The 20,734-nt window shown below is 31.7% G+C and carries 21 protein-coding genes; 4 read left to right on the top strand and 17 right to left on the bottom strand.

Annotation, left to right across the window (positions count from 1 at the left end):
- The 13 genes from U5A88_RS08220 to U5A88_RS08160 form a co-directional block, all read right to left on the bottom strand.
- Window positions 1-1,776, bottom strand: a complete 1,776-nt coding sequence (locus U5A88_RS08220; protein ID WP_354205437.1) for a nitric oxide reductase activation protein NorD — start codon at window positions 1,774-1,776, stop codon at window positions 1-3.
- A 13-nt stretch (window positions 1,777-1,789) separates the two neighbouring features.
- A complete protein-coding gene (locus U5A88_RS08215; protein WP_354205435.1) occupies window positions 1,790-2,569 on the bottom strand; it encodes a CbbQ/NirQ/NorQ/GpvN family protein in 780 nt (259 codons plus the stop codon).
- Window positions 2,570-2,661: 92 nt separating this feature from the next.
- Window positions 2,662-4,002: a cbb3-type cytochrome c oxidase subunit I gene (locus U5A88_RS08210; protein ID WP_354205433.1), complete on the bottom strand. Its 1,341-nt coding sequence runs from the start codon at window positions 4,000-4,002 to the stop codon at window positions 2,662-2,664.
- A 10-nt stretch (window positions 4,003-4,012) separates the two neighbouring features.
- On the bottom strand, window positions 4,013-4,453 hold the full coding sequence (locus tag U5A88_RS08205) for a c-type cytochrome (protein ID WP_354205431.1): 441 nt from the start codon (window positions 4,451-4,453) through the stop codon (window positions 4,013-4,015).
- 101 nt (window positions 4,454-4,554) lie between these two features.
- A complete protein-coding gene (locus U5A88_RS08200; RefSeq protein ID WP_354205429.1) occupies window positions 4,555-5,337 on the bottom strand; it encodes an ABC transporter permease in 783 nt (260 codons plus the stop codon).
- On the bottom strand, window positions 5,330-6,049 hold the full coding sequence (locus U5A88_RS08195; RefSeq protein ID WP_354205427.1) for an ABC transporter ATP-binding protein: 720 nt from the start codon (window positions 6,047-6,049) through the stop codon (window positions 5,330-5,332). Before U5A88_RS08195 ends, U5A88_RS08200 begins: the two co-directional genes overlap by 8 nt.
- On the bottom strand, window positions 6,046-7,281 hold the full coding sequence (locus tag U5A88_RS08190) for a nitrous oxide reductase family maturation protein NosD (RefSeq protein WP_354205425.1): 1,236 nt from the start codon (window positions 7,279-7,281) through the stop codon (window positions 6,046-6,048). The genes U5A88_RS08195 and U5A88_RS08190 overlap by 4 nt, the downstream gene beginning before the upstream one ends.
- A 4-nt stretch (window positions 7,282-7,285) precedes the next feature.
- Window positions 7,286-7,573, bottom strand: coding sequence for a cupin domain-containing protein (locus U5A88_RS08185; RefSeq protein ID WP_354205423.1), 288 nt, complete (start codon window positions 7,571-7,573; stop codon window positions 7,286-7,288).
- A gap of 74 nt (window positions 7,574-7,647) precedes the next feature.
- Window positions 7,648-8,082 (bottom strand): nitrous oxide reductase accessory protein NosL, encoded by a 435-nt coding sequence (locus U5A88_RS08180; RefSeq protein ID WP_354205421.1) that lies wholly within the window; start codon window positions 8,080-8,082, stop codon window positions 7,648-7,650.
- Window positions 8,079-8,690, bottom strand: coding sequence for a hypothetical protein (locus U5A88_RS08175; RefSeq protein ID WP_354205420.1), 612 nt, complete (start codon window positions 8,688-8,690; stop codon window positions 8,079-8,081). The genes U5A88_RS08180 and U5A88_RS08175 overlap by 4 nt, the downstream gene beginning before the upstream one ends.
- A 132-nt stretch (window positions 8,691-8,822) precedes the next feature.
- On the bottom strand, window positions 8,823-10,790 hold the full coding sequence (gene nosZ / locus U5A88_RS08170) for a Sec-dependent nitrous-oxide reductase (RefSeq protein ID WP_354205418.1): 1,968 nt from the start codon (window positions 10,788-10,790) through the stop codon (window positions 8,823-8,825).
- A gap of 26 nt (window positions 10,791-10,816) precedes the next feature.
- Complete coding sequence (locus U5A88_RS08165; protein WP_354205416.1) at window positions 10,817-11,284, bottom strand: c-type cytochrome; 468 nt, start codon at window positions 11,282-11,284, stop codon at window positions 10,817-10,819.
- Between the two features lie 57 nt (window positions 11,285-11,341).
- On the bottom strand, window positions 11,342-11,926 hold the full coding sequence (locus tag U5A88_RS08160; protein ID WP_354205414.1) for a fasciclin domain-containing protein: 585 nt from the start codon (window positions 11,924-11,926) through the stop codon (window positions 11,342-11,344).
- A gap of 118 nt (window positions 11,927-12,044) precedes the next feature.
- Between U5A88_RS08160 and U5A88_RS08155 the strand changes: the two genes are divergently transcribed.
- Complete coding sequence (locus tag U5A88_RS08155) at window positions 12,045-12,473, top strand: RrF2 family transcriptional regulator (RefSeq protein ID WP_354205412.1); 429 nt, start codon at window positions 12,045-12,047, stop codon at window positions 12,471-12,473.
- 18 nt (window positions 12,474-12,491) lie between these two features.
- Here the strand turns inward: U5A88_RS08155 and hemN are convergent, their stop codons facing one another.
- On the bottom strand, window positions 12,492-13,859 hold the full coding sequence (gene hemN / locus U5A88_RS08150) for an oxygen-independent coproporphyrinogen III oxidase (RefSeq protein ID WP_354205410.1): 1,368 nt from the start codon (window positions 13,857-13,859) through the stop codon (window positions 12,492-12,494).
- A gap of 115 nt (window positions 13,860-13,974) precedes the next feature.
- Here hemN and U5A88_RS08145 point away from each other — a divergent pair, with 115 nt between their 5' ends.
- Window positions 13,975-14,772 carry a universal stress protein gene (locus U5A88_RS08145; protein ID WP_354205408.1) on the top strand — a complete coding sequence of 266 codons (798 nt, stop codon included), beginning with the start codon at window positions 13,975-13,977 and terminating at the stop codon, window positions 14,770-14,772.
- 18 nt (window positions 14,773-14,790) lie between these two features.
- On the top strand, window positions 14,791-15,246 hold the full coding sequence (locus tag U5A88_RS08140; protein WP_354205406.1) for a pyridoxamine 5'-phosphate oxidase family protein: 456 nt from the start codon (window positions 14,791-14,793) through the stop codon (window positions 15,244-15,246).
- A 59-nt stretch (window positions 15,247-15,305) separates the two neighbouring features.
- On the opposite strand, the gene U5A88_RS08135 is transcribed toward U5A88_RS08140, so the two are convergent.
- The 3 genes from U5A88_RS08135 to U5A88_RS08125 form a co-directional block, all read right to left on the bottom strand.
- Window positions 15,306-16,151, bottom strand: a complete 846-nt coding sequence (locus U5A88_RS08135) for a universal stress protein (protein ID WP_354205405.1) — start codon at window positions 16,149-16,151, stop codon at window positions 15,306-15,308.
- A 10-nt stretch (window positions 16,152-16,161) separates the two neighbouring features.
- On the bottom strand, window positions 16,162-17,007 hold the full coding sequence (locus tag U5A88_RS08130; protein ID WP_354205403.1) for a universal stress protein: 846 nt from the start codon (window positions 17,005-17,007) through the stop codon (window positions 16,162-16,164).
- A gap of 83 nt (window positions 17,008-17,090) precedes the next feature.
- Entirely contained in the window at window positions 17,091-17,948 is an 858-nt protein-coding gene (locus U5A88_RS08125) for a universal stress protein (protein ID WP_354205401.1), read from the bottom strand.
- A 316-nt stretch (window positions 17,949-18,264) separates the two neighbouring features.
- Here U5A88_RS08125 and rpsA point away from each other — a divergent pair, with 316 nt between their 5' ends.
- Window positions 18,265-20,553 carry a 30S ribosomal protein S1 gene (gene rpsA / locus U5A88_RS08120; protein WP_354205399.1) on the top strand — a complete coding sequence of 763 codons (2,289 nt, stop codon included), beginning with the start codon at window positions 18,265-18,267 and terminating at the stop codon, window positions 20,551-20,553.
- The last annotated feature ends 181 nt before the right edge of the window (window positions 20,554-20,734 follow it).

Here is a 20,734-nt window from a genome sequence, read left to right as displayed (position 1 = left end):
TTAGCTTTGGTGTTTTATTTTTTCATATAATTTTACCAAAGATTCTAGTAATTCGACAGGAGTAGTAAGAATTTGATAATGATTTTGCCCAAACATTTGTGGTAAATAATATTTTGCTTGAGCTTCTATGGCCAAGGCATAAGAATTGATTCGTCTTTGATTGAGTTCACGTAAGGCCTGTTTTACGTCATTAATACCATACTTCCCTTCATATTTGTCATAATCATTAGGTTTACCGTCAGAAATAAGTATTACCCACTTGTTTTTGGTATTCCGTTTATCAAGTAAAGCACCAGAATGACGTAAGGCTACTCCAATTCTTGTATAACCACTTGGCTCCACAGCACCTACCTTGAACTTGGCTTTATGCCAGTCTTCATCAAAACCTTTTAGGGTTAAATAACTAGCATGGTTTCTGGTTTTGGAATAAAAACAATCTATCGAAAAATCGATATTAAATTCATTTAAAATTTCACCAAATAAAATTGATACTTGCTTTTCTACATCAATTACTCTGTTGCCTGCAGCATAACCATCACTGGATAAACTGATGTCCAGTAATAATAAAATGGATAAGTCTTTTTCTTTTTTTCGTTTTGATAAATAGATGTTTTCAGAGGGTGTATGACCAGAATTTATATCAACAAACAAATCGGTTATGGCGTCTAAGTCAAAAGAATCACCTTCGGTCTGTCTGCGTTGTTGTTGGTATTTGTTGTTAACGGTGGTTAACATTTTTCGTAACCCCATTAATGTAGAATTATTTTCAGCAATTGTTTTTTTATAATAGGCAACATCTTTCTCTAGGATAGATTTAGGATATATTTTACAGAAGTTCTCTTTGTATTTTCTTTTGGTATAGTCCCATTCGTCATAATTTATAAAATATGCATTGGTTTCTGCTTCGGCACTTTCATTAACAGTTGTATTTTCTGTAAATTCAGCTTGATATACAGAATGTGCAGTATCATCAACTCGCACAGTATATTTCATGTTAATTTCATCTAGGGCATTACTATGGTCGTCTAAGTCGTCGTCACCATCAAAATCACGAAAGTTACCTCCAAACTCTTCAGCAGTTTCCACTTTTTCGAATTGGTGTTGCAAAACAGCATCTTCTTGTTGTTTGAGATCAACTTGTACAGAAATAATTTCTTCTACAGCATTGGCTTTTAAGATGGTTTCAGTATTTTCTTCATTAGCTTTTTTTGTCTTGTCGGAAAAGTTTTTTAATATATCTCCATTTGATATTTCGGTATTGTTCCGCATCCATTTTCCATAAATGAATGAATAATCTACTTTGTTTTTATCTTTTGCTTTTTTTTGATAAAATTGAATGAATTGTTGGTGATATTTTTCTGTTATAGGAAATTGTTCAAAGAGTTGATCCAGAACTTTTTGAGCACTTTCAACCGCTTTTTGTTGTGATGTTTGTAAATCATATTCTTGACTATTATTCCAGTTTAAACCTAAATTTTTTTGAATGGACAAGTACAATACTCTGAATAAATAGAAGGAAACATTTTCTTCATAATTAGAGAAATCTGAGAATCTTGATGGAATAAAAAAATTGTTATTTTTATAACCGCCTTCTCTTTCGGCTTCAAAAATTTCAATAGATTCACCTGTAATAGCTCTTGCAAAAATGGTCAACTTAGGTTTTATATCACTTAAATTAACGGCATTGGCCATGCTTTCTTCTTTTTTACGCTTGCGACGTTTAAAGTAGAATGCAAATTTGGTAAACAGGTACTCATCAGGTTCAAATTCGAACATCGTATTTTAATAATTAAATCATTAAATTACATAAATCCGTTAAGGCGTCAATAATTTCATTATCATCTGTTAGTGGTTCTACTATGGCTACTTTTACTGATAGCCTTTTTGGCAAACCACTTTTGATTAGTTTTCCTGCATCTACCAATAATCTTGTTGATACAGTTTCTGTTAAACCGAGTTCTGTCAAATTCCTAATCTTATTGGCAATATTCACTAATTTTTTAGCAATACTTTGATCAACTTGGGTTTCATTGACCAAAATTTCTTGTTCTGTTTTAGCCTCAGGATAATCAAAAGACATGGCAATAAAACGCTGACGGGTAGATGGTTTCAATTCTTTAAAACCACGTTGATATCCGGGATTAAAAGAAGCGACTAGGATAAAATCTTCATGAGCTTTAATAGTAGTTCCTAACTTATCTATAAATAATTCTCTTCTGTGATCGGTTAGTGAGTGTATTGATACAATAACATCTGGACGTGCCTCTACAATTTCATCTAAATAAATAATCGCACCTTCTTTGACGGCTGTAGTCAAAGGGCCATCTAACCAAATGGTTTCAGCTCCTTTTATGATGTAACGACCTATTAAATCGGTTGAAGAAGTTTCTTCGTGACAGGCTATTGTAATTAGTTTCTTTTCTAATTTGTGTGCCATATACTCGATAAATCTGGATTTACCTGTTCCTGTTGGCCCTTTTAATAGAAAAGGTATTTTATTTTTATAGGAATGTTCAAAAACCTCTACTTCTTTTCCTATTTGATGATAATATGGTTTTTTTTCAATCATTCATTTTCTGTTTTAAAAAAATTCCGAAGCAATGATTATATTTTAAATCAATCATACGCTTCAGAATTTTTTAAAATTAACCAAAAAAATTGTTAATTAGCTTCTATTTCTAACGCTTCATCGTTAGGTTTACCATGCTTATAGAAGTCAATTATATAAAGTACTATTCCGAAAGTAAAAAGTGAAGCACAAAGTATTAATACTACAAAATGAATACTAATCTCATTTTGTACTTCCATAAATTCCATTTTCATTTTTCGTTCTAAGTAAACTTGAGCAACACCAGCGACCCCAAAAGCTATAGTCATACCAATCATGCCAATGTTTGAAAGCCAAAAAGCAGCTCTACCTCTCGTGCTTTCATATAATTTTCTACCTGTTAAATTAGGTAATGCATAACTTATAATAGCCAGTACAATCATTGCATAAGCTCCCCAAAATGCTAAATGCCCATGCATTGCGGTTACTAAAGTTCCATGAGTATAGAGGTTTGTTTGTGGCAAAGTATGAGCAAATCCTAATAAACCTGCACCAACAAATGATACTATGGCTGAACCTAAGGTCCAATATAAAGCCAGTGTATTTGGATGTTTTTTCTCACCTTTTCTATACATATTTACAGCAAATAAAGCCATTGCTAAGAAAGCCAATGGTTCTAATGCTGAAAAAATGCCACCAACAATTAACCAAATTTTGTTAACTCCTATATAATAATAATGGTGACCTGTACCTAATACGCCAGAAAGAAAAGTCAGCCCAACAATTACATAAAGCCATTTTTCAATAACCTCTCTATCAACACCAGTTAATTTGATTAATAAAAATGATAAAATACCACCCATAATTAATTCCCAAACTCCTTCTACCCATAAGTGAACTACCCACCATCTGAAAAAAGAATCCATTACTTGACTATCAAATGGTAACATACCCGGTAAGTAGAGTAGGGCAGCAAATAAAAGCCCCATAGACAGTACCAAAGCAGTGGTTGTTTTTCTTTTACCTTTAAATAATGTAGTTAGTATAAGGCCTAAAAATAGTAGAACATTTACAACAACAAGGTAATCTAATGGTCTGGGTATTTCTAAAAACTTTCTTCCTTCCCAATAGTTAAAATGATATCCTATAATAGCAATAACTCCAACTACTGCTAAACTAATTAACTGTACATAAGCCAATTTTACATTGACCAATTCTCGTTGTGCTTCTTCTGGTATTATATAATAGGCAGCACCCATGAAACCTGACAACAACCATACTACTAATAAATTTGTATGAACTGCTCTTGCTGTGTTAAAAGGAATAAATTCATGTAAGCCATCCATACCGATTCTGGCAAAACCCATAATAAACCCGTAGGTAATTTGTAATACTAATAATAGCATCGATAATGCGAAAAACCAATAGGCTACTTTTTGCGATTTGTATTTCATAATGTTTTAGTTAGTTGTTAATTTTATCTTTCGCTAGCGGAGATACTACTCGTTCAAAACCATTTAGGTCTATGTCATCAATCCAATCAAAAAAGGCAATTAAGTCTTCTGCCTCTTTTTCAGAAAACCCATAGGCCACCATCTTCCTCCCGTTAGGTTGCCAAGCAACGGGTGACATTAATATGGCTTTAATATAGCCTTCCCCTCTTCGGTCAATAACCTTTGTTAATTCTGGGGCATAATAAGCTCCTTCTCCTAAAATAGTATGGCAGCCCATGCAATTATTGGCTTCCCATATGGCTTTTCCACGAACTACTTCTTCAGTAATTGCTCCGTAGTTACTTTGATCTTGTGCTTTACTGAAAGAAAAAATAGTTAATCCGATGAAAACAAGGAATGTAACTACTGTTCCACCAAGAAAAAAAGCACGTGCTTGTTTTTTTGATAACATAATAGTTGATTTAATAGATTATAAAATAAAAAGATGTTTTTATCTTTATATTGACGAAGTTACAAAAAAAAAGTATCCATGGTATAAAAGTTAAAGAAAAGTTAAAAATCTTTTCTTTTTGATTTGTACACGATACGTAATACAGGTAATACAACCCAAAGTGAAAGTACAAAAAAGGAAATAATCATACCTATACTTGTGCCGAAGAATTTTTGAAAAACGGCACCTGTATAACCAAGTAGGGCGGAAATATCTAATTTTAATAAAATTAAAATACGTGATAAATCTATAGGATTAAGCATGGTTGTAACCAACGAAAATTTATCTAGCGGATATTCTTGCAACATTACTAACGAAATCAAAAACAAGCCATCATAAATTACTGCTAGGAATAGCCAAACCAAAATGGCATAGCCAAAGCCTTTGATTTTGTTTTCATTAGATAGGGCAATATTAAAAGCCAATGCTACAAAAATAAAGGTCAAAAAAGCACCAACAAGTAGGAGGGAAGCAAAATTAAAAATATCAGAGGATTGCAAAATACCATAAGCCAAAAACGGAATTCCCAACCCAATTACCAAACTTAAAGATAACGATATAGCCACACCTAAATATTGACCGATAAAAATAGTTGATCTTTTTAACGGTTGTGCCAAGAGCAGTTCTGTAAATTCGCGAGAATTATAATAGTACATAACCCCAAAAATGGTACCTATCAATGGTGTAAGTACCACAATAATATTCATTAAAGTAATGACTGCTTTTGATACGTCGTTGTTTAGAAACAAGAGTACAAAACCCAAAGCTAGGTAAAATGCAAAATACACGTAGCTCCAACTGCTACGCATAAGATCGTAAAAACTGTATTTTAATATTTTAAGCATTTTCTTTGGTTAAAATTGCCGCAATGGCATGTTCTAAATCGGTTTGGTCTGTTTGCTCTTTTATGGCAGTTAGCGTTCCTTTAAAATATATTTTTCCATCTAATAAGAACACTATCTCATCAGCCATTTCTTCTACAAAGCTCATAATGTGAGAGGTGATTAAAATAGTTTTACCCTTTTTCTTTTCAGTTAAAATTATTTTTTTAAGATTAAGTAACGAAATAGGATCTAAACCTGTGGTTGGTTCGTCTAAAATAATCAACTCACTATCAAACATAAAAGTCAGCAGAATGTTTACTTTTTGCTTGGTGCCACCAGATAGGTTGCCTAATTTTTTGTCCAAAAAAGGTTCTAAGCCAAATAAATTAATCAAGTCCTGATCTTCAGCTGGTTTTGGCCTTAAGTTTTTAACCATTTTTATCAATTCTTTTACACTTAAATTGCTTGGGAAGTTTGCTATTTGTGGTAGGTAATTGATGTTGTTTCGGTACTGATGTTTTTTTAAAACACTTTTGTCCTTAATTTTTATTTCTCCTTTATTAGGAATCACCATCCCTAATATACTTTTTATAAGTGTAGTTTTACCTGATCCATTTGGGCCAAGAATTGCAAAAATACCTCCTTCAGAGGTATTAGCGTTAATGGATAAATCCAAACCTTTTAAGACTTCAACTTTTCCGAATTTTTTATATATGTTCTGTACTTCAATCATTTAAAGGGTTTCATTAATGGGGTATTGTCTACCAATTCGTTGGGTGTAAAAACTGGCGATACTTTTTCTGAAAAATTAATAATATCTACAAATAGGCTTCTCAATAATATAATGGTTTCAGGAGTTTTGTTAACAATGTAAGAAAACAATTTTACGGGTCGGTAAGGAATGTCGCCAATACCGTTTTTGTCCAGGTCATAACCTGTATAAGAACTCCAATAGTTATTATCAAATTTGTTGTCGTTCATCTTGCTGTTATAAGAAATATCAAAAGAATTATTTAAAAAATTATTTTCTTTAAAGATATTGGTATAACATGCTCCCGCAATTTTAACGGACCATCCGTTACTGATAAAATTATTTTTAAAATAATTGATTCTTGTAGACCCTTCAACATTAATACCAATGGTATTTTCCTCAAAAGTATTATTTTCAATTTCAGCATCGTAAATTTCTTTTAATAATAACCCGTAAGAGGCAGTACCCCAATTTTTCTTAAATGTATTCCCAGTCATCTTTATAAATTTGGAAAACATTACGGCTACTCCAGCACCGTTATTTCTGAATATATTATCATGATACTCATTCTCGTTAGAAAACATAAAATGCAGACCATAACGCATATTATTATGACTTCTATTATTAATGACCTTACTCTTTTTTGTAAATTCTAAATAAATACCATCTCGTAAATCATTTACTTCATTGTCTTCAATACGCATATTTGAACAATTCCATAAATGGATGCCATTTCCAGAAGAAGATTGGTCAACAGCGTTACTAGAAACATGGTTGCCAATAAGTTTACCATGATGTGATTTCTCTAATAAAAATCCAAAAAATACATTTTCTAATGTGTTATTTTCAAATAAAAAGTTATTGCTTTTAGAAATATAAATTGCAGCATAGTCTTTAGTATAGCTTTGTCCAGGGTTTTTGACAGTTAACCCTGTAATAGAAACACTATCCGATTTTATAATAAAAACATAGCCTTTTTTTTCACCATTAACAATTGGGTTGTTTTTTCCAATTATTTGTAATGGTTTATCAATAATAATATCGCTTTCTAAATACGTGCCGTTTTGTACAATTATCTTATCATGTGATTTTGACTTAGCGATGGCCTCAGTTAGCGTTTTTACTTCGCAAGTAGTACATACTTCAATGGATTGAGAATAACCACTAGAAATAACACAGAAAAAAAATAAAAGTTGAAAAGTAACCCTTAGCATTTTATTATCTAATAATCAAAAATTTAGAATCCTTATGAGCTGTAACTTGATGTTCAACATTCTTTTCAAAGGTATAAGTTTGATGTTTTGCTAAAATAATGGTTTTATTTTCAATATGGAAATCAATTTTACCTTTTAAAACAACCAATAATGTTGTTTTGGGCGAAGTATGTGTAGGAAAGAGCTTGTCTTTTTCTAAGGTTATTAATAATGTTTCCGTACTGTCAGTAGTAAATATTTTTGAGGCTTTTAAGCCTTTTATTTCTGTTTCTAAGATTATATTTTTATTCATAATTGTTATTTACGTAAAAAAGCTGCCCTAGATTAGAATTAAACATAAGACAGCTTTAGCTAATTTGAGTTAGTTTATTCTTTAAAATTTACTTTCTGAATTTTTGCCCAATTGTATAATTTATCAATATCTGTTTTAACAAATTTTTGAGCATCCTCTTTTGCAGCAAATGCTGATAAATTTGCTCCCATTGGACTTTGAATGGTAGGACTGATTAAATAAGTTGCTGTTTTTGCATCAATTAATGTTGCAGGCTTTAGGTAGTCCGTAACTAAAAACAATTCTATTTCGTTAATATCTCTTTTAAGTAAATCATTTACCATGCACTCAATGGCATCATACTTAAAGGGTTTTCCTTTTTTGGTTACTATTTGAGTGGCATGTGTTTTCTCAACAATAGCCATTTTACAAAAATGACAGGCATCTTTACCATATTCAATTTTTGATGGTTCGATGGAACACGCAAATACTAAAGAGGTCATAAAAAAAAGTACAATTAACTTCTTCATGATTTTTTATATTCTTTTTTACCAACAAAAAATGCTACAATGGTAAGCATCATTCCTACAAACATCATATAAGCACCCGTATGCGGATATGAAAAGGCATCAAAATTCAATAATATTTTATGTCCGATAAGTGGTGGGTCATATTTCATGGGGTTCCCCTGCTCATCTACTAATTTTAAAATAGCTTTTGGGTCTAAATTACTTCCATAATCTATTAACCATAAATGAAAATCATACATACCTAAAATACCCAAAATGGACATTAAGATAAACCAACCAATAAACCATTTATAGGAAACTTTACCTATAAACCCTAAAATGCCTATTAATACACCTATGGCAACCATACCACCAATTACTTTCGGAAAAATGGAGAACTCCCACATATCTTCTGGTTTTGGAAGGGTTTTCATACCAATGTAGTGGTTCAAACCATCAATATTTTGTAAATCAAATTCAGAGGCACCTTGTATGCCGTTAATATAAATATCTAAACCTAAAGGTTCAGGATATTGAGGAGCTCCTAACATAATATTCCACAAAGGGAATTTGAATAGACCCAATAGTAATAAAGAGCCGATAATCATAATAATACCTGCCTTTTTCATTTTTTTCTAATTTTATCTCTTACTAGGAGAAGGAATTAATTCAAATAATTCCAGTTGAAGTAAAACAAAAAGGCTGTACGAAACTAAAGGATTGAAATTTTCAATACAGCCTTTTCAAACTAAAATAATCAATTATTCACCGTCCAAAGTCCAAGATAATTCTATATTAGAATTTTTCGGTGATACTCTAATATAACCTTGCATTTCTTGGTGTAATGCAGAACAGAAATCTGTACAATAGAATGGCCAAACACCTACCTGTTTTGGTTCCCATACTGAAGTTTTAGTTTGTCCTGGCATAATCAATAACTCAGATGTGTTTTGACCAATCATAGCAAATCCATGAGGCACATCAAAATCTTGCTCTAAGTTTGTAATATGGAAATATACTTTGTCACCAACTTTTATACCTTCAATATTATCAGGTGTAAAGTGACTTCTTATCATAGACATAGAAATATGAACTTCGTTTCCGTTACGTGTAACTTTAGCATCTGCTTGATTTGTAACAGCATATGGGTGTTTGTTCTCATCTAATCTGTATATTTTTTGAGAATTACCTTTAACAATATCTGCTGGAATTGCAGCTGCATAGTGAGGTTCTCCATGTGTTGGAAAATCTAAAAGTAATTCCATTTTATCACCGCTAATGTCATATAATTGTGCTGAGTGTTCTAATTCTGGCCCAGTTGGTAAATAACGATCTTTAGTAATTTTGTTCATTGCGAACATGTATTTACCAAAAGGTTTTCTAGAGTTACCTCCAGGAATTGTTAAGTGACCTACTGAATAATACGTTGGTTTTCTATCTATTACTTCCCAAGTACCTACTTTCCATTTTACTACCTCTGAAGAGATAAAGAAAGTTGTGTAGGCATTGCCTTTGTCATCAAACTCGGTATGTAAAGGGCCTAAACCACCAGATTTTACAGCACCAGCTAATACATCTTCATAGTTTAAAATTGGAATTCCATAAGCGTCACCATCAAATTTTTTGTTTTCAATAGCGTCTAACATTTTTGTGAAAGAATGTATAGTTAAATCAGCTGATAATTTACCATTACCAATAATATACTCTCCCGTTGGGTCAACATCACAACCATGGGGAGATTTTGGTGTTGGCAATAAATAAATAGCACCAGGTATATCTGCTGGATTTACGGTTAATACTTCTTTTTTCATAGTTGATGTAGCCGTATGCGTATGCTCATCATAAACGTTATGTGCATAATTTGCTGGCATTTTGGTACCACCACCATTATCTACATATTCTTCAATTTTTTTCCAGTTAATAGCTGCAATAAAATCTTTATCATTTTGTGATGCGTTTACTTCTAACAATGAGTTTGCTTCTTCAGTATTGTACGTAGTAAAAAAGAACCATCCGTGAGATTTATCTCTACCAGGATGCGAAAGGTCATAGTTGAAACCAGGCATCATTATTTGGAATTTAATACCCATTCTACCTGTTTCAGGATCAACCTTAATAAATGATAAAGCTCCTTTAAAGTTTCCTTTATATTCAGCTATGGGCATGTCCTTTTGAGGTACGGGAACTGAAAAACGTGTACCAGCAACAACATACTCCGTATTTTCGGTAATGAATGAAGAACTATGGTTACCTGCACTATTTGGTACTTCAATAATTTCTTCAGTCTCAAAAGTTTTAAGACTAATTCTTGCAATACGTGGTGTGTTGTTACCATTGATAAAAATCCAACGTCCGTCTAATACTCCATTTGTCTGAGAAATATCTGGGTGATGGGCATCATCCCAAGGAATTTCTCCAAAAGAAGTGTTTAACATTGGTTTCGTTTCTTCAGAATATCCATAACCCGAAGTTGGGAATTGAGAAAAAACAGGGATTTCTTTAAACAATCTACCAGAAGGTAAGCCGTAAACCGTTACGTTACCACTATAACCTCCAGAGATAAAAGCATAATGCGAATCATGCTCGCCTGGTGCTACATATACTTTTTCAGCTTTACTGCTTCTTAAAGCACCGTCGTTTCCAGCTGACTTGCTATTGTTATTACCACAACCACTTAATATAAAAGTAGCAGATAATAATAGCACTATTGATTTAAAAGTTGTTTTCATTAGTTTATTATTTAAAGTTTGATTTATTATAAAGTTCTAAAATATTCTAAAATGGCTCTAGCTTGCTCTTCAGTCAAATTCTGATTAGACATTGGCGATAAATATTCTGCTAATAATGCTTTAGCTATTGGATCTTTTTTTACCATTTCGTCAGGATTCAGTATCATATTCATTACCCACTCTGGTGTACGTCTTTCTAAAATATCCTTAGGTGCTGGGCCAATAAATTTCTTATCGGTTTTATGACAAGCAGAACACATTTGATCATACACCTCTTTACCTTTTGCTGCTAAATCTTTATCAACTTCAGCGGCAAGGGTTACACTTTTAATTGGTCCAATTCCTTTATTTTGCATTGGATCAACTTCTGCCACCTCTTCAACGACTTCCTCTTTTACTTTCTCTTTTTCAGAACTATCCTTTTTGGCTTTATCACCACAACTCACAAATAACGTGAGGGACAATACCAATACACTTAAAATTACTTTTTTCATTATTTTAGTTTTGATTATTATTTGTTTCAATTGATTATTTTGAGCATTGAACACTACTTACTTTTCAGCTGGCACAATTACATCGCCAACAACATGTATCCATCCATTACTTACCTGTACCGTTTTTAAAATTTTGGTACCGCCAACATAAAGTCCATCTTCTTTTTTAACTACCTCTAGGTACTCACCAGAAGCCATATATAATTTCCGACCTTTTTTAGCTTCTTTCTCTAATTGTGTATCAGGATAGTTGGCAGGTGCAACATGATTTGTTAAAATAAATGCTAGCTTCCCTTTGTTTTCAGGTTTAACCAATGTTTCTACAGTGCCTTCTGGCAATTTTCCAAAAGCTTCGTTTGTTGGAGCGAAAATGGTTAATGGTCCAACATTTACCACTGCGTTTTCAACACCTGCAGCTTCAATAGCTGTAACCAACGTTGTAAAATCAGGTAAAGATTTTGCTACCTGTAAGGCATTAGCCGCAGACACATCATCCGTTACCGATGCTTGACCTTTATTCTCTGTTGGTTGTGCTGAAGTTTCTTCAGTTGTTGTGCTTGATTCATTATTTGTCTTAGTTTCCTTTTTACATGAAAAAACAATGGCTAAGAGTAAAATTGACATTAAAATTTTTGATTTCATATTTGTTGATTTATATTTGGTACAAAATTAGTACTGCTGTTCTTTAAAGAATATGATATTTGTCATATAAAAAGATATTTTTATCTTTTTTATTAAAGCGATGCAAACATAATAAAAAATGTTATCAAAATCAAGTACATACGCCATTAGAGCTGTCCTGTTTTTATCTGCTAATTCTAGCGAGGAAAAAAAATATAGCCCAAAATCAATTGCGGATGTTATTAATATACCAGCTCCTTTTTTAGCGAAGACATTACAACAGCTTACCAAACGAAATATAATTTCTTCGACTAAGGGAAGAAGTGGTGGTTTTTACCTAACTGATGTAAATAGAGGGTACCCTTTAATAACAATTGTTGATGTTATTGACGGTTTGGAAAAGTTCAATGCATGTTCATTAGGTTTGCCAGAATGTGGTGACGAGAATCCCTGTCCAGTACATCATTTAATATATCCATTAAGAAAACAATTAATAGATGAATTATCAAATAAAAGCATAGCAAATTTTGCTAAAGAAATAGACCAGGGTAGAACACATCTTTTTTGAAATTAGCCATTAATAAGATTATACTGTCATCGAAAACAGTTGTGTTTCAGGCTTATTTCTTACCATTCTCAAATCAAAAGCCATGCAAATATTTCTTACAAAAGCTCTCGCTTTTTTAGGTACAATAAGTTCGTTGTCTACAACAACCACAAGTCCGTCTTTTTCTAGTTCTTGTAAACGATTTAGCGTTTCTGGTAAAGCTTTAAATTTTAAACTATCGTTTTTCCAAGAGGTTTTAAAATGACACATAATATTTAAAATATGTTGCCTGATAATTAAATCTTCTTCAGTTAATAAGTGACCTTTTAACAACGGAATTTCACCTTTTTCTATTTGCTCTTGATAACCTTTGAGCGATTTTTTGTTCTGTGCAAAACTGTACCAAGAATCGCTAATGGCAGACATGCCTAAGCCAATCATCAATTGTGTAGGATTTGTGGTATATCCCATAAAATTTCTGTGCATATCGGCATTATTAAAAGCTTTGTAAAGTGTGTCTGATGGTAGTGCAAAATGATCCATACCTGTTTCTACATACCCTAAACGGAGCAGCATATATTTACCTATTTCGTATAATTTTCTTTTCTCGTCACCTTTTGGAATGTCTGAATCTTTGAAACCTCTCTGCCCAACGCCTTTGACCCATGGTACGTGGGCATAACTGTAAAATGAAATTCTTTCGGGCTTAAATACCATTGTCTTTTTTATGGTATCGATAACATCGCTTATGGTTTGGAAGGGCAAACCAAAAATCAAATCATGACCAACGGAGGTATAGCCAATATCTCTGGCCCATTCGGTAACATTTTTTACGTTTTCAAAGGGTTGTACTCTATTAATTGCTTTCTGCACTTTATCCGAATAATCTTGTACGCCAAAACTAACTCTTGTGAAACCTAAATTATAGAGTGTTTGCAAATGCTCTTGAGTTGTGTTATTCGGATGTCCTTCAAAGCTAAATTCAAAATCATTGTGCAAATCAACAGTGTTTAAAATAGATTTGATGAAATATTCTAGATTTTCAACTTTAAAAAATGTAGGTGTACCTCCACCCAGATGTAGTTCTCTAAGTATTGGTTTTTTTTCAAATTGTTGCAAATAAATTTCCCATTCCTTCAATAAAGTATTAATATAAGGCACTTCTACCTCATGCCTTTTGGTAATGTATTTATGGCAAGCACAAAATGTACACAAACTCTCACAAAAGGGTAGATGAACATATATACTTATTCCTTTTGAAGAATTACTTTCAGAAAAAGAATTTTTTACGGTTTGTATCCACTTATTTGCATCAATACTCTGTTCTTCCCAATAGGGTACCGTTGGATAACTAGTGTATCTGGGTCCAGGTACATTATACTTTTGAATTAATGTTGATGTTGACATGGATATCGTTTATTTTCAATTTCCAAAAGTAGAACTGTTAAATTATCAATACAATGACATTTGTCATATTTCTATCCCACGTACTTTGTATCTTTATAAAAGAAAGCTAGTAGCAATGCAAAATATACTTTTACTTACCGATTTTTCTGAAAATGCTAATAATGCTATTGAATATGCCACGCAGTTGTTAAAAGGAGAAGCTACGAATTTTTATGTGTTAAATGTTCAAAAAGCATCGCGATACATTACAAGCGATTTAATAATGACTCCAAAAAAATCTGTTTATGATTCAGTTATTAAAAACCCCAAAGAACAAATAAATATTTTAGTTAAAAATTTAGCAAAGAGGTATGATAAAGAAGATTTTTATTTTGAAGGAATATGTGATTATGATAGTTTTATAAGTGCTGTAAAACAGGTAATTGAAATAAAAAATATTGACTTTGTTGTTATGGGAACAAACGGTATCTCAGGAGTAAAAGAAGTAGTTTTTGGTTCTAACACCATTCAGGTCGTCAGAATTATTGACTTACCTATTTTGGTCGTTCCAGAAAATTACGAGTTTAATATCCCTGATAAAATTTTATTCATTAATGAAACTGATAGTACAATTGCCAGCAATATTTCTTTACCATTAAATTACTTAATAGAAAAATATAACTCCCAGTTATATGTATTGTCGATAAATAAAAAGAACAAAAATAGTAACGATTGGTTTAAGAGCGTAAAACCAAATTATTTTGAAGTAGGGGGTGACCGTATTGAAAATACGATTGAGAATTTTGTTAAGGAAAACAAGATTGATTTAGTTGCGAAAGTTGTACATATAAAATCATTTTTTGAGAGAATTTTTTCTTCTTCTTCAACGCCAAAAATAACTTACATAAGTAAAGCTCCTATACTGTTCTTATAAGAATTTTAAAAAAAGGTTATGATAAAAAAAATAGGCACAAAAGAATCAATTATTATTCTAGAGAATAACTATATAGGTTATTTGTCATATATAGCACAAAACACTCCTTATGTAGTACCTGTTACTTATTTTTTTGATAGAAATAGTAATAATTTACTTTTTTACTCGGCCGATGGTCATAAAATAAAAGCGATGCGAAACTATTATTGGGTATCAATGTTAGTTACTGAAATAAGGTCTGTAAATGATTGGAATTCAGTTTTAGTACACGGGAGGTTTAATGAATTGGAAGGGATTAATTCTAAAGCTAAGCTTCACGATTTTTCCAGAGGTGTAAAAGAACTAATCAGGATAAAAGAACATAAAAAAATGGATTTCATCAACGAATTTTCGAGCAAAGCCTATCAAGGAAAAACGCCTATTGTGTATCAAGTTAAAGATATTGAAATTACTGGTAGAAAACGAAGAACGTAGTATCTTGTTACCAAATAAATTAGTCCTCTGCTAGAGTTTATATTGTTCAATTTTTAAAATCACATTGGTATAGTCAATATTGGTATTTCACTTCTGAAATTAACTTTTTTAACCACGGCTTCTTGCATTAATTTTTGCAAGAATTTTTTTTCGTGATTTACTAAACAAACTAAATCAACATTGTGTTTTTCGCTAAATTCAATGATTGTTTTGGCAACATTACCATTTAGACCTATTTCTTTATAATGGGTTAATGATTCATTGTGGAATAGCGATTTTATATGTGCCAATTCTATGAGCTGATTTTCATCTAAATTATCATATTCTTTTACGTGTAAAATACTAATTTCACACTGATAAATAGTTTGTAATTCGATTAAACTAGATAGTTCCAAAGCACTGAATTTCTTTTTTAAATCTGTAGCAAAAGCAATATTTTTCAATTCATTAAAGTCATAATTTTTAGGTACAGTCAATACTGGACAAAGGTCAATATTGTTGATTACTTTGACAGCATTACTTCCCATAAATATCTCTTTAGCACCGGTAGCACCAGTGGTTCCCATTATAATTATATCAATGTTATTTTGAGAGACTATTTGCTTTAAATTAATATATAAATCACCTGTTTTCGATAGGGTCTTATATTCATGATTGTCATTTAATAAATTTTCATTCAAATAATTTTGAATTTTTTGTAATCCTTTTTCAGATTCTTCTTGAAGTACACGAAAAAGTTTTGTACCTCTTTTACTAGACATTCTATTAGTTGTCCTTGAAGTACCAATCTGGAAGGTATTTAATATATAAAAGCGGGAGGGAACGTTATCGTATAGTCTTATAGCATAAAGCAAAGCATCCCAAGCATTATCAGAAAAATCGGTAGGTATTAAGATATTTTTCATATAAATTACTTTAAAATTCTGAGGGCACTACTAAAAAGGGTATTGTTAGATGGAATCCGATTTGATGAATCACTTTTTTAAAGAACAGGTTTTCTAAAAACGTGTGTTTGTTTTTTATCATCATTAACAAGTGTACGTATGTAGTTTTTTGAAACTCGTTTATGGCTTGTGTAATTTCCTGATCTTTAACATTATAAAATTCCTTGTTTGTGTCACTTAATAAATTATTTAATTTCTCTTTATGAGTATTTTCTGTTTCATTTAATGCTCTGTTTGATGAGACATGTAGTATGTGAACTTTAGAATTAAAGAGGCTACTTATTGTGTCAAGAATGTCTATATGCCCAGGCGTAAAATCAATCTTATAATCTGTCGGGAAAAGAATATCTTTTGGTTGTTCAAAGAAAAAGCCATCAGGTATTGCCAAAACTGGGCATTTTACCTTTTTGATAGTATGAATGGTATTTGTGCCAAATAAAACTTCTTTGACACCTGATGCTCCTTTTGTACCCATAATTATTAAATCTATATTGTACTTGGCAACCAATAAATCTATTTCATCAGTTAGTGTGCTAAAAGACGAGATTAATTCAAACTGGTGTTTAGGGTTTTTGTTTTTTTCTTTTATGGATTTTTTTAGCTCCTCAAGATTTTCTTGTGAATTATTTCTTATCACATCAACTACATCGCCTAAATATCCACCAGTATTCATCTGGTAGTCATAATTATATATAACCGGTGTATATGTGTTTAAAATGTAAAAAGTGCAAGTAGAGTCTTTAAACAGTTCTAACGCATAATTTATAGCGTTTTTAGAGTTTTCAGAAAAGTCGGTAGGTAAGAGTATATTTTTCATGATGTCTTATTTTTTTCGATACTATAAAATAACCATAATAGATTCGTAAATCAAATGATATATATCGGCTAATTGTTTGTGTATCAATAAAAGTTTAACTTTAAGCAATTACTTACGTTAAAACTGATAAGCGGATATTTTCCGTAATCATTCATTTTTTGTACCGTATCTTTATTCAAAAGATTTTTAAGAAATCCGCCTTTTTTACGGTCTAACATTGCAATTAAATCTGCTTCAGTATTATCTGCGTATAACCTTAGTGAATTAAAAATATCATTTGAAATATCAATGTCAAAACTTATATTTTTATAATCTATTTTATTGTTTAACATTTCTTTAAACCATTCCATTTGAACCTTACCAGAATAATCTTTTTCCGAAGAGACGTGTACTACTTTTATTTCAGCGTTTAGAGGTTTAGCAATTTCTGCTAATTTGCAAATTGCATTTATATCATCTTCTTCAAAGGCAGTAGCATAAACAATTGTTTTAAAACTTGAGATTCTTTTTTTGTTAGGTATAGATAGCACTGGAAATAAACCATTTTCAATCAAATTTTTTGTGGTATTACCCATAATTAAATCTTTTAATGAACTTTGACCTTTAGTCCCAACTACTATAAATAATGGATCTAATTCTTTAGCCTTTGTAATAATGGCATTTAGTACTGAATTATTTTCAATGGCTTCTACGTTTACATTTTTCAGTTCATAACCTAAATAATCATTACAGAATTGCTGTAATTTTGAGGTGTGTTTTTTGTAATAGTTTACACCAAAGTTGGGTTCAGCATTACTAACCATATCAATTAATGTGGTTGGATAATGAAATACATGAATTACCGTCAACTGGGCATTAATTTTAGTACTTAATTGATAAGCGTATTTTAACGCGGTAATGGAATTTTTTGAATAATCAGTAGCATAAAGTATATTTCTCATGACAGTTTGACTTAAAAATTATGTCCATAAATTTAGAAATCAAACTATAATTATACAATGATATTTGTCATAGAAATTAGTATAAAAAATTTGTAAATTAATTAATTTGGGCAATTGTTGGCTAAATCCTTTACATATCACTCATATTTATTTGACTTTCTTATTGTTAGATTAAGAAAAAATCAATACTTTTGCACTCCTTTTTACGAGTACAGATTTAGAAAGGGATTTTAAAGAAAAAAATAATATAAACTCTTTTATTGAAATTATCGTTAATAATCTGAATTTCAATAAAATACAAACTCAATTAGACCACATGTCTAAACTACAAGAAAAAATTGACCAATACACCGAAGAGGTTAACAAATTAGGATTAAAACTAGATACTGATTTATTAGCAAGTGTAACCAAAGGATTAGGTCCATCAATTTACAAAACAGATGCTGAAAAAGTATCAAGTTCTGATTCGAAGGAATTAGAGACTGTAAAGAAGAATTTTTTAATCAAAAAATTAGGATTAGAAAATTCTGAAAAATTGGATGAAGCTATCAAAAAAGCTATTGAAATTATTGGTTCTTCAAACAGAAATAAGTACAGAGCAATTTTCTATACCATTTTGGTTGAAGAATTAGGAGCACAAGCTGTTTATGCCGAAGATACTAAAGAAGAGGAAAAAGAAGCTCCAAAAGCTGAAAAGAAAGAGGAGGAAGTAGCAAAAGAGACTCCAAAAGCAGAGAAGAAAGAAGCTCCGAAAAAGGAAGAAAAGAAAGAAGAAGTTGTAGAAGAAGTTTCTGCTAAAGAAGAAAAAGAAGTTGTTGCCGAAGTTGAAGAAGAAAAAGAAGCTGAGCCTGCTCCAAAAAATACGCAAGAGTTTTTAGACAATTTCGATTGGCATAAATACGAAGAAGGTATTGAGGCAGTCGATGATAAGAAGTTAGAAGAATTTGACGAAGCCCTTAAAGGAACTGTTGGTTTTGTTGAGGAGCGTCAAGTTATTGATGGTGAAGTTATCAGATTAACTGATAGAGAGGCTATTATCGATATTAATTCAAAATCTGAAGGTGTAATATCTTTAAACGAATTTAGATACAATCCAAGTTTAGCAGTTGGTGATACTGTAGAGGTATTGGTTGACAAGCGTGAAGATAGCACCGGACAACTGGTGTTATCGCACAAAAAAGCTAGAGTAATTAAAGCTTGGGAACGTGTTAATACTGCACATGAAACTCAAGAAGTGGTTACTGGTTATATAAAATGCAGAACTAAGGGTGGTATGATTGTAGATGTTTTTGGAATAGAAGCATTTTTACCAGGTTCTCAAATTGATGTGAAGCCGATAAGAGATTACGACCAGTATGTAGATAAAACAATGGAATTTAAAGTGGTTAAAGTAAATCACGAATTTAAAAACGTTGTAGTTTCTCATAAAGCATTGATTGAAGCTGATCTTGCAGAACAGAAAAAAGAAATCATAGGTCAATTAGAAAAAGGACAAGTACTAGAAGGTATTGTTAAAAACATTACTTCTTATGGTGTGTTTGTCGATTTAGGTGGTGTTGACGGATTAGTGCATATTACCGACTTATCTTGGAGTAGAATCAATCACCCAAGTGAGGTATTGGAGCTAGATGAGAAAATAAATGTGGTTATCCTTGATTTTGACGATAATAAATCTAGAATTCAATTAGGATTAAAACAATTACAGAAACACCCTTGGGAAGCGTTGGATAACGAACTTAAAGTTGGTGACAAAGTAAAAGGTAAAGTTGCTATAATTGCTGATTATGGTGCGTTTATCGAAGTAAGCCAAGGCGTTGAAGGGTTGATTCACGTATCTGAAATGTCATGGTCAACACATTTACGTTCAGCACAAGATTTTGTAAATGTAGGTGATGAGGTTGAAGCAGTTATTTTAACCTTGGATAGAGAAGAGCGTAAAATGTCTTTAGGGATGAAGCAGTTACATCCAGATCCTTGGACGGACGTAACTTCTAAATACCCTGTTGGATCTCAGCACACGGGTACAGTTAGAAATTACACTAATTTTGGTGTGTTTGTTGAGTTAGAAGAAGGTATTGACGGATTGGTTTATATTTCTGATCTGTCTTGGACAACCAAAGTTAAACATCCATCAGATTTTGTGAAAGTTGGAGACCAATTGGCTGTTGAAGTATTGGAATTAGATGTAGAAGGACGTAAATTAAACTTAGGCCATAAACAAACTACTGAAAATCCTTGGGATGCTTATGAAGATAAGTTTCAAATTGATTCAGTTCACCCTGGTGAAGTAACTTCGGTTACCGATAAAGGTGCGTTGGTTTCTTTTGGAGATGATGGAGTTGAGGCTTTTGTGCCACAACGTCATATGGAAAAAGAAGATGGTTCTAAAATAGCCAAAGGTGATAAGGTTGATTTTAAAGTGTTAGAGTTCAATAAAGAGTATAGAAGATTGGTAGTGTCTCACACGTCTATCTTTAAAGCTCAAGAAGCGAAAACAGTAAGAGCAACTAAAAAGAAAATGGAGGATAATGTAGAAAAAGCTACGTTAGGAGACATTTCTGCGTTAGCTGATTTAAAAGATAAAATGGATGCTAAGAAAAAGTAATCATTAACATCTTATAATATTTAAACCGTCCTGAGCAATTAGGACGGTTTTTTTATGGTTTAAAAATACTTAAGTAGAAGTTTAAATATGAAATGATTGAGTTTGGATATGGGTATTAGGATTTCAGATTTGGATATATTTCCTTATTTAGCTTTATAATACCAAAAATGAAAGGGGAAAT

This window comes from Aureibaculum sp. 2308TA14-22 (assembly GCF_040538665.1).
Taxonomy (GTDB): domain Bacteria; phylum Bacteroidota; class Bacteroidia; order Flavobacteriales; family Flavobacteriaceae; genus Aureibaculum.
This window is presented reverse-complemented; position numbering and strand designations above follow the sequence as displayed.

Excerpts from the sequence above, each read along its gene's own strand:
- U5A88_RS08220 (WP_354205437.1), bottom strand. The coding sequence starts at position 1,776 with ATGTTCGAATTTGAACCTGATGAGTACCTGTTTACCAAATTTGCATTC.
- U5A88_RS08215 (WP_354205435.1), bottom strand. The coding sequence starts at position 2,569 with ATGATTGAAAAAAAACCATATTATCATCAAATAGGAAAAGAAGTAGAG.
- U5A88_RS08210 (WP_354205433.1), bottom strand. The coding sequence starts at position 4,002 with ATGAAATACAAATCGCAAAAAGTAGCCTATTGGTTTTTCGCATTATCG.
- U5A88_RS08205 (WP_354205431.1), bottom strand. The coding sequence starts at position 4,453 with ATGTTATCAAAAAAACAAGCACGTGCTTTTTTTCTTGGTGGAACAGTA.
- U5A88_RS08200 (WP_354205429.1), bottom strand. The coding sequence starts at position 5,337 with ATGCTTAAAATATTAAAATACAGTTTTTACGATCTTATGCGTAGCAGT.
- U5A88_RS08195 (WP_354205427.1), bottom strand. The coding sequence starts at position 6,049 with ATGATTGAAGTACAGAACATATATAAAAAATTCGGAAAAGTTGAAGTC.
- U5A88_RS08190 (WP_354205425.1), bottom strand. The coding sequence starts at position 7,281 with ATGCTAAGGGTTACTTTTCAACTTTTATTTTTTTTCTGTGTTATTTCT.
- U5A88_RS08185 (WP_354205423.1), bottom strand. The coding sequence starts at position 7,573 with ATGAATAAAAATATAATCTTAGAAACAGAAATAAAAGGCTTAAAAGCC.
- U5A88_RS08180 (WP_354205421.1), bottom strand. The coding sequence starts at position 8,082 with ATGAAGAAGTTAATTGTACTTTTTTTTATGACCTCTTTAGTATTTGCG.
- U5A88_RS08175 (WP_354205420.1), bottom strand. The coding sequence starts at position 8,690 with ATGAAAAAGGCAGGTATTATTATGATTATCGGCTCTTTATTACTATTG.
- nosZ (WP_354205418.1), bottom strand. The coding sequence starts at position 10,790 with ATGAAAACAACTTTTAAATCAATAGTGCTATTATTATCTGCTACTTTT.
- U5A88_RS08165 (WP_354205416.1), bottom strand. The coding sequence starts at position 11,284 with ATGAAAAAAGTAATTTTAAGTGTATTGGTATTGTCCCTCACGTTATTT.
- U5A88_RS08160 (WP_354205414.1), bottom strand. The coding sequence starts at position 11,926 with ATGAAATCAAAAATTTTAATGTCAATTTTACTCTTAGCCATTGTTTTT.
- U5A88_RS08155 (WP_354205412.1), top strand. The coding sequence starts at position 12,045 with ATGTTATCAAAATCAAGTACATACGCCATTAGAGCTGTCCTGTTTTTA.
- hemN (WP_354205410.1), bottom strand. The coding sequence starts at position 13,859 with ATGTCAACATCAACATTAATTCAAAAGTATAATGTACCTGGACCCAGA.
- U5A88_RS08145 (WP_354205408.1), top strand. The coding sequence starts at position 13,975 with ATGCAAAATATACTTTTACTTACCGATTTTTCTGAAAATGCTAATAAT.
- U5A88_RS08140 (WP_354205406.1), top strand. The coding sequence starts at position 14,791 with ATGATAAAAAAAATAGGCACAAAAGAATCAATTATTATTCTAGAGAAT.
- U5A88_RS08135 (WP_354205405.1), bottom strand. The coding sequence starts at position 16,151 with ATGAAAAATATCTTAATACCTACCGATTTTTCTGATAATGCTTGGGAT.
- U5A88_RS08130 (WP_354205403.1), bottom strand. The coding sequence starts at position 17,007 with ATGAAAAATATACTCTTACCTACCGACTTTTCTGAAAACTCTAAAAAC.
- U5A88_RS08125 (WP_354205401.1), bottom strand. The coding sequence starts at position 17,948 with ATGAGAAATATACTTTATGCTACTGATTATTCAAAAAATTCCATTACC.
- rpsA (WP_354205399.1), top strand. The coding sequence starts at position 18,265 with ATGTCTAAACTACAAGAAAAAATTGACCAATACACCGAAGAGGTTAAC.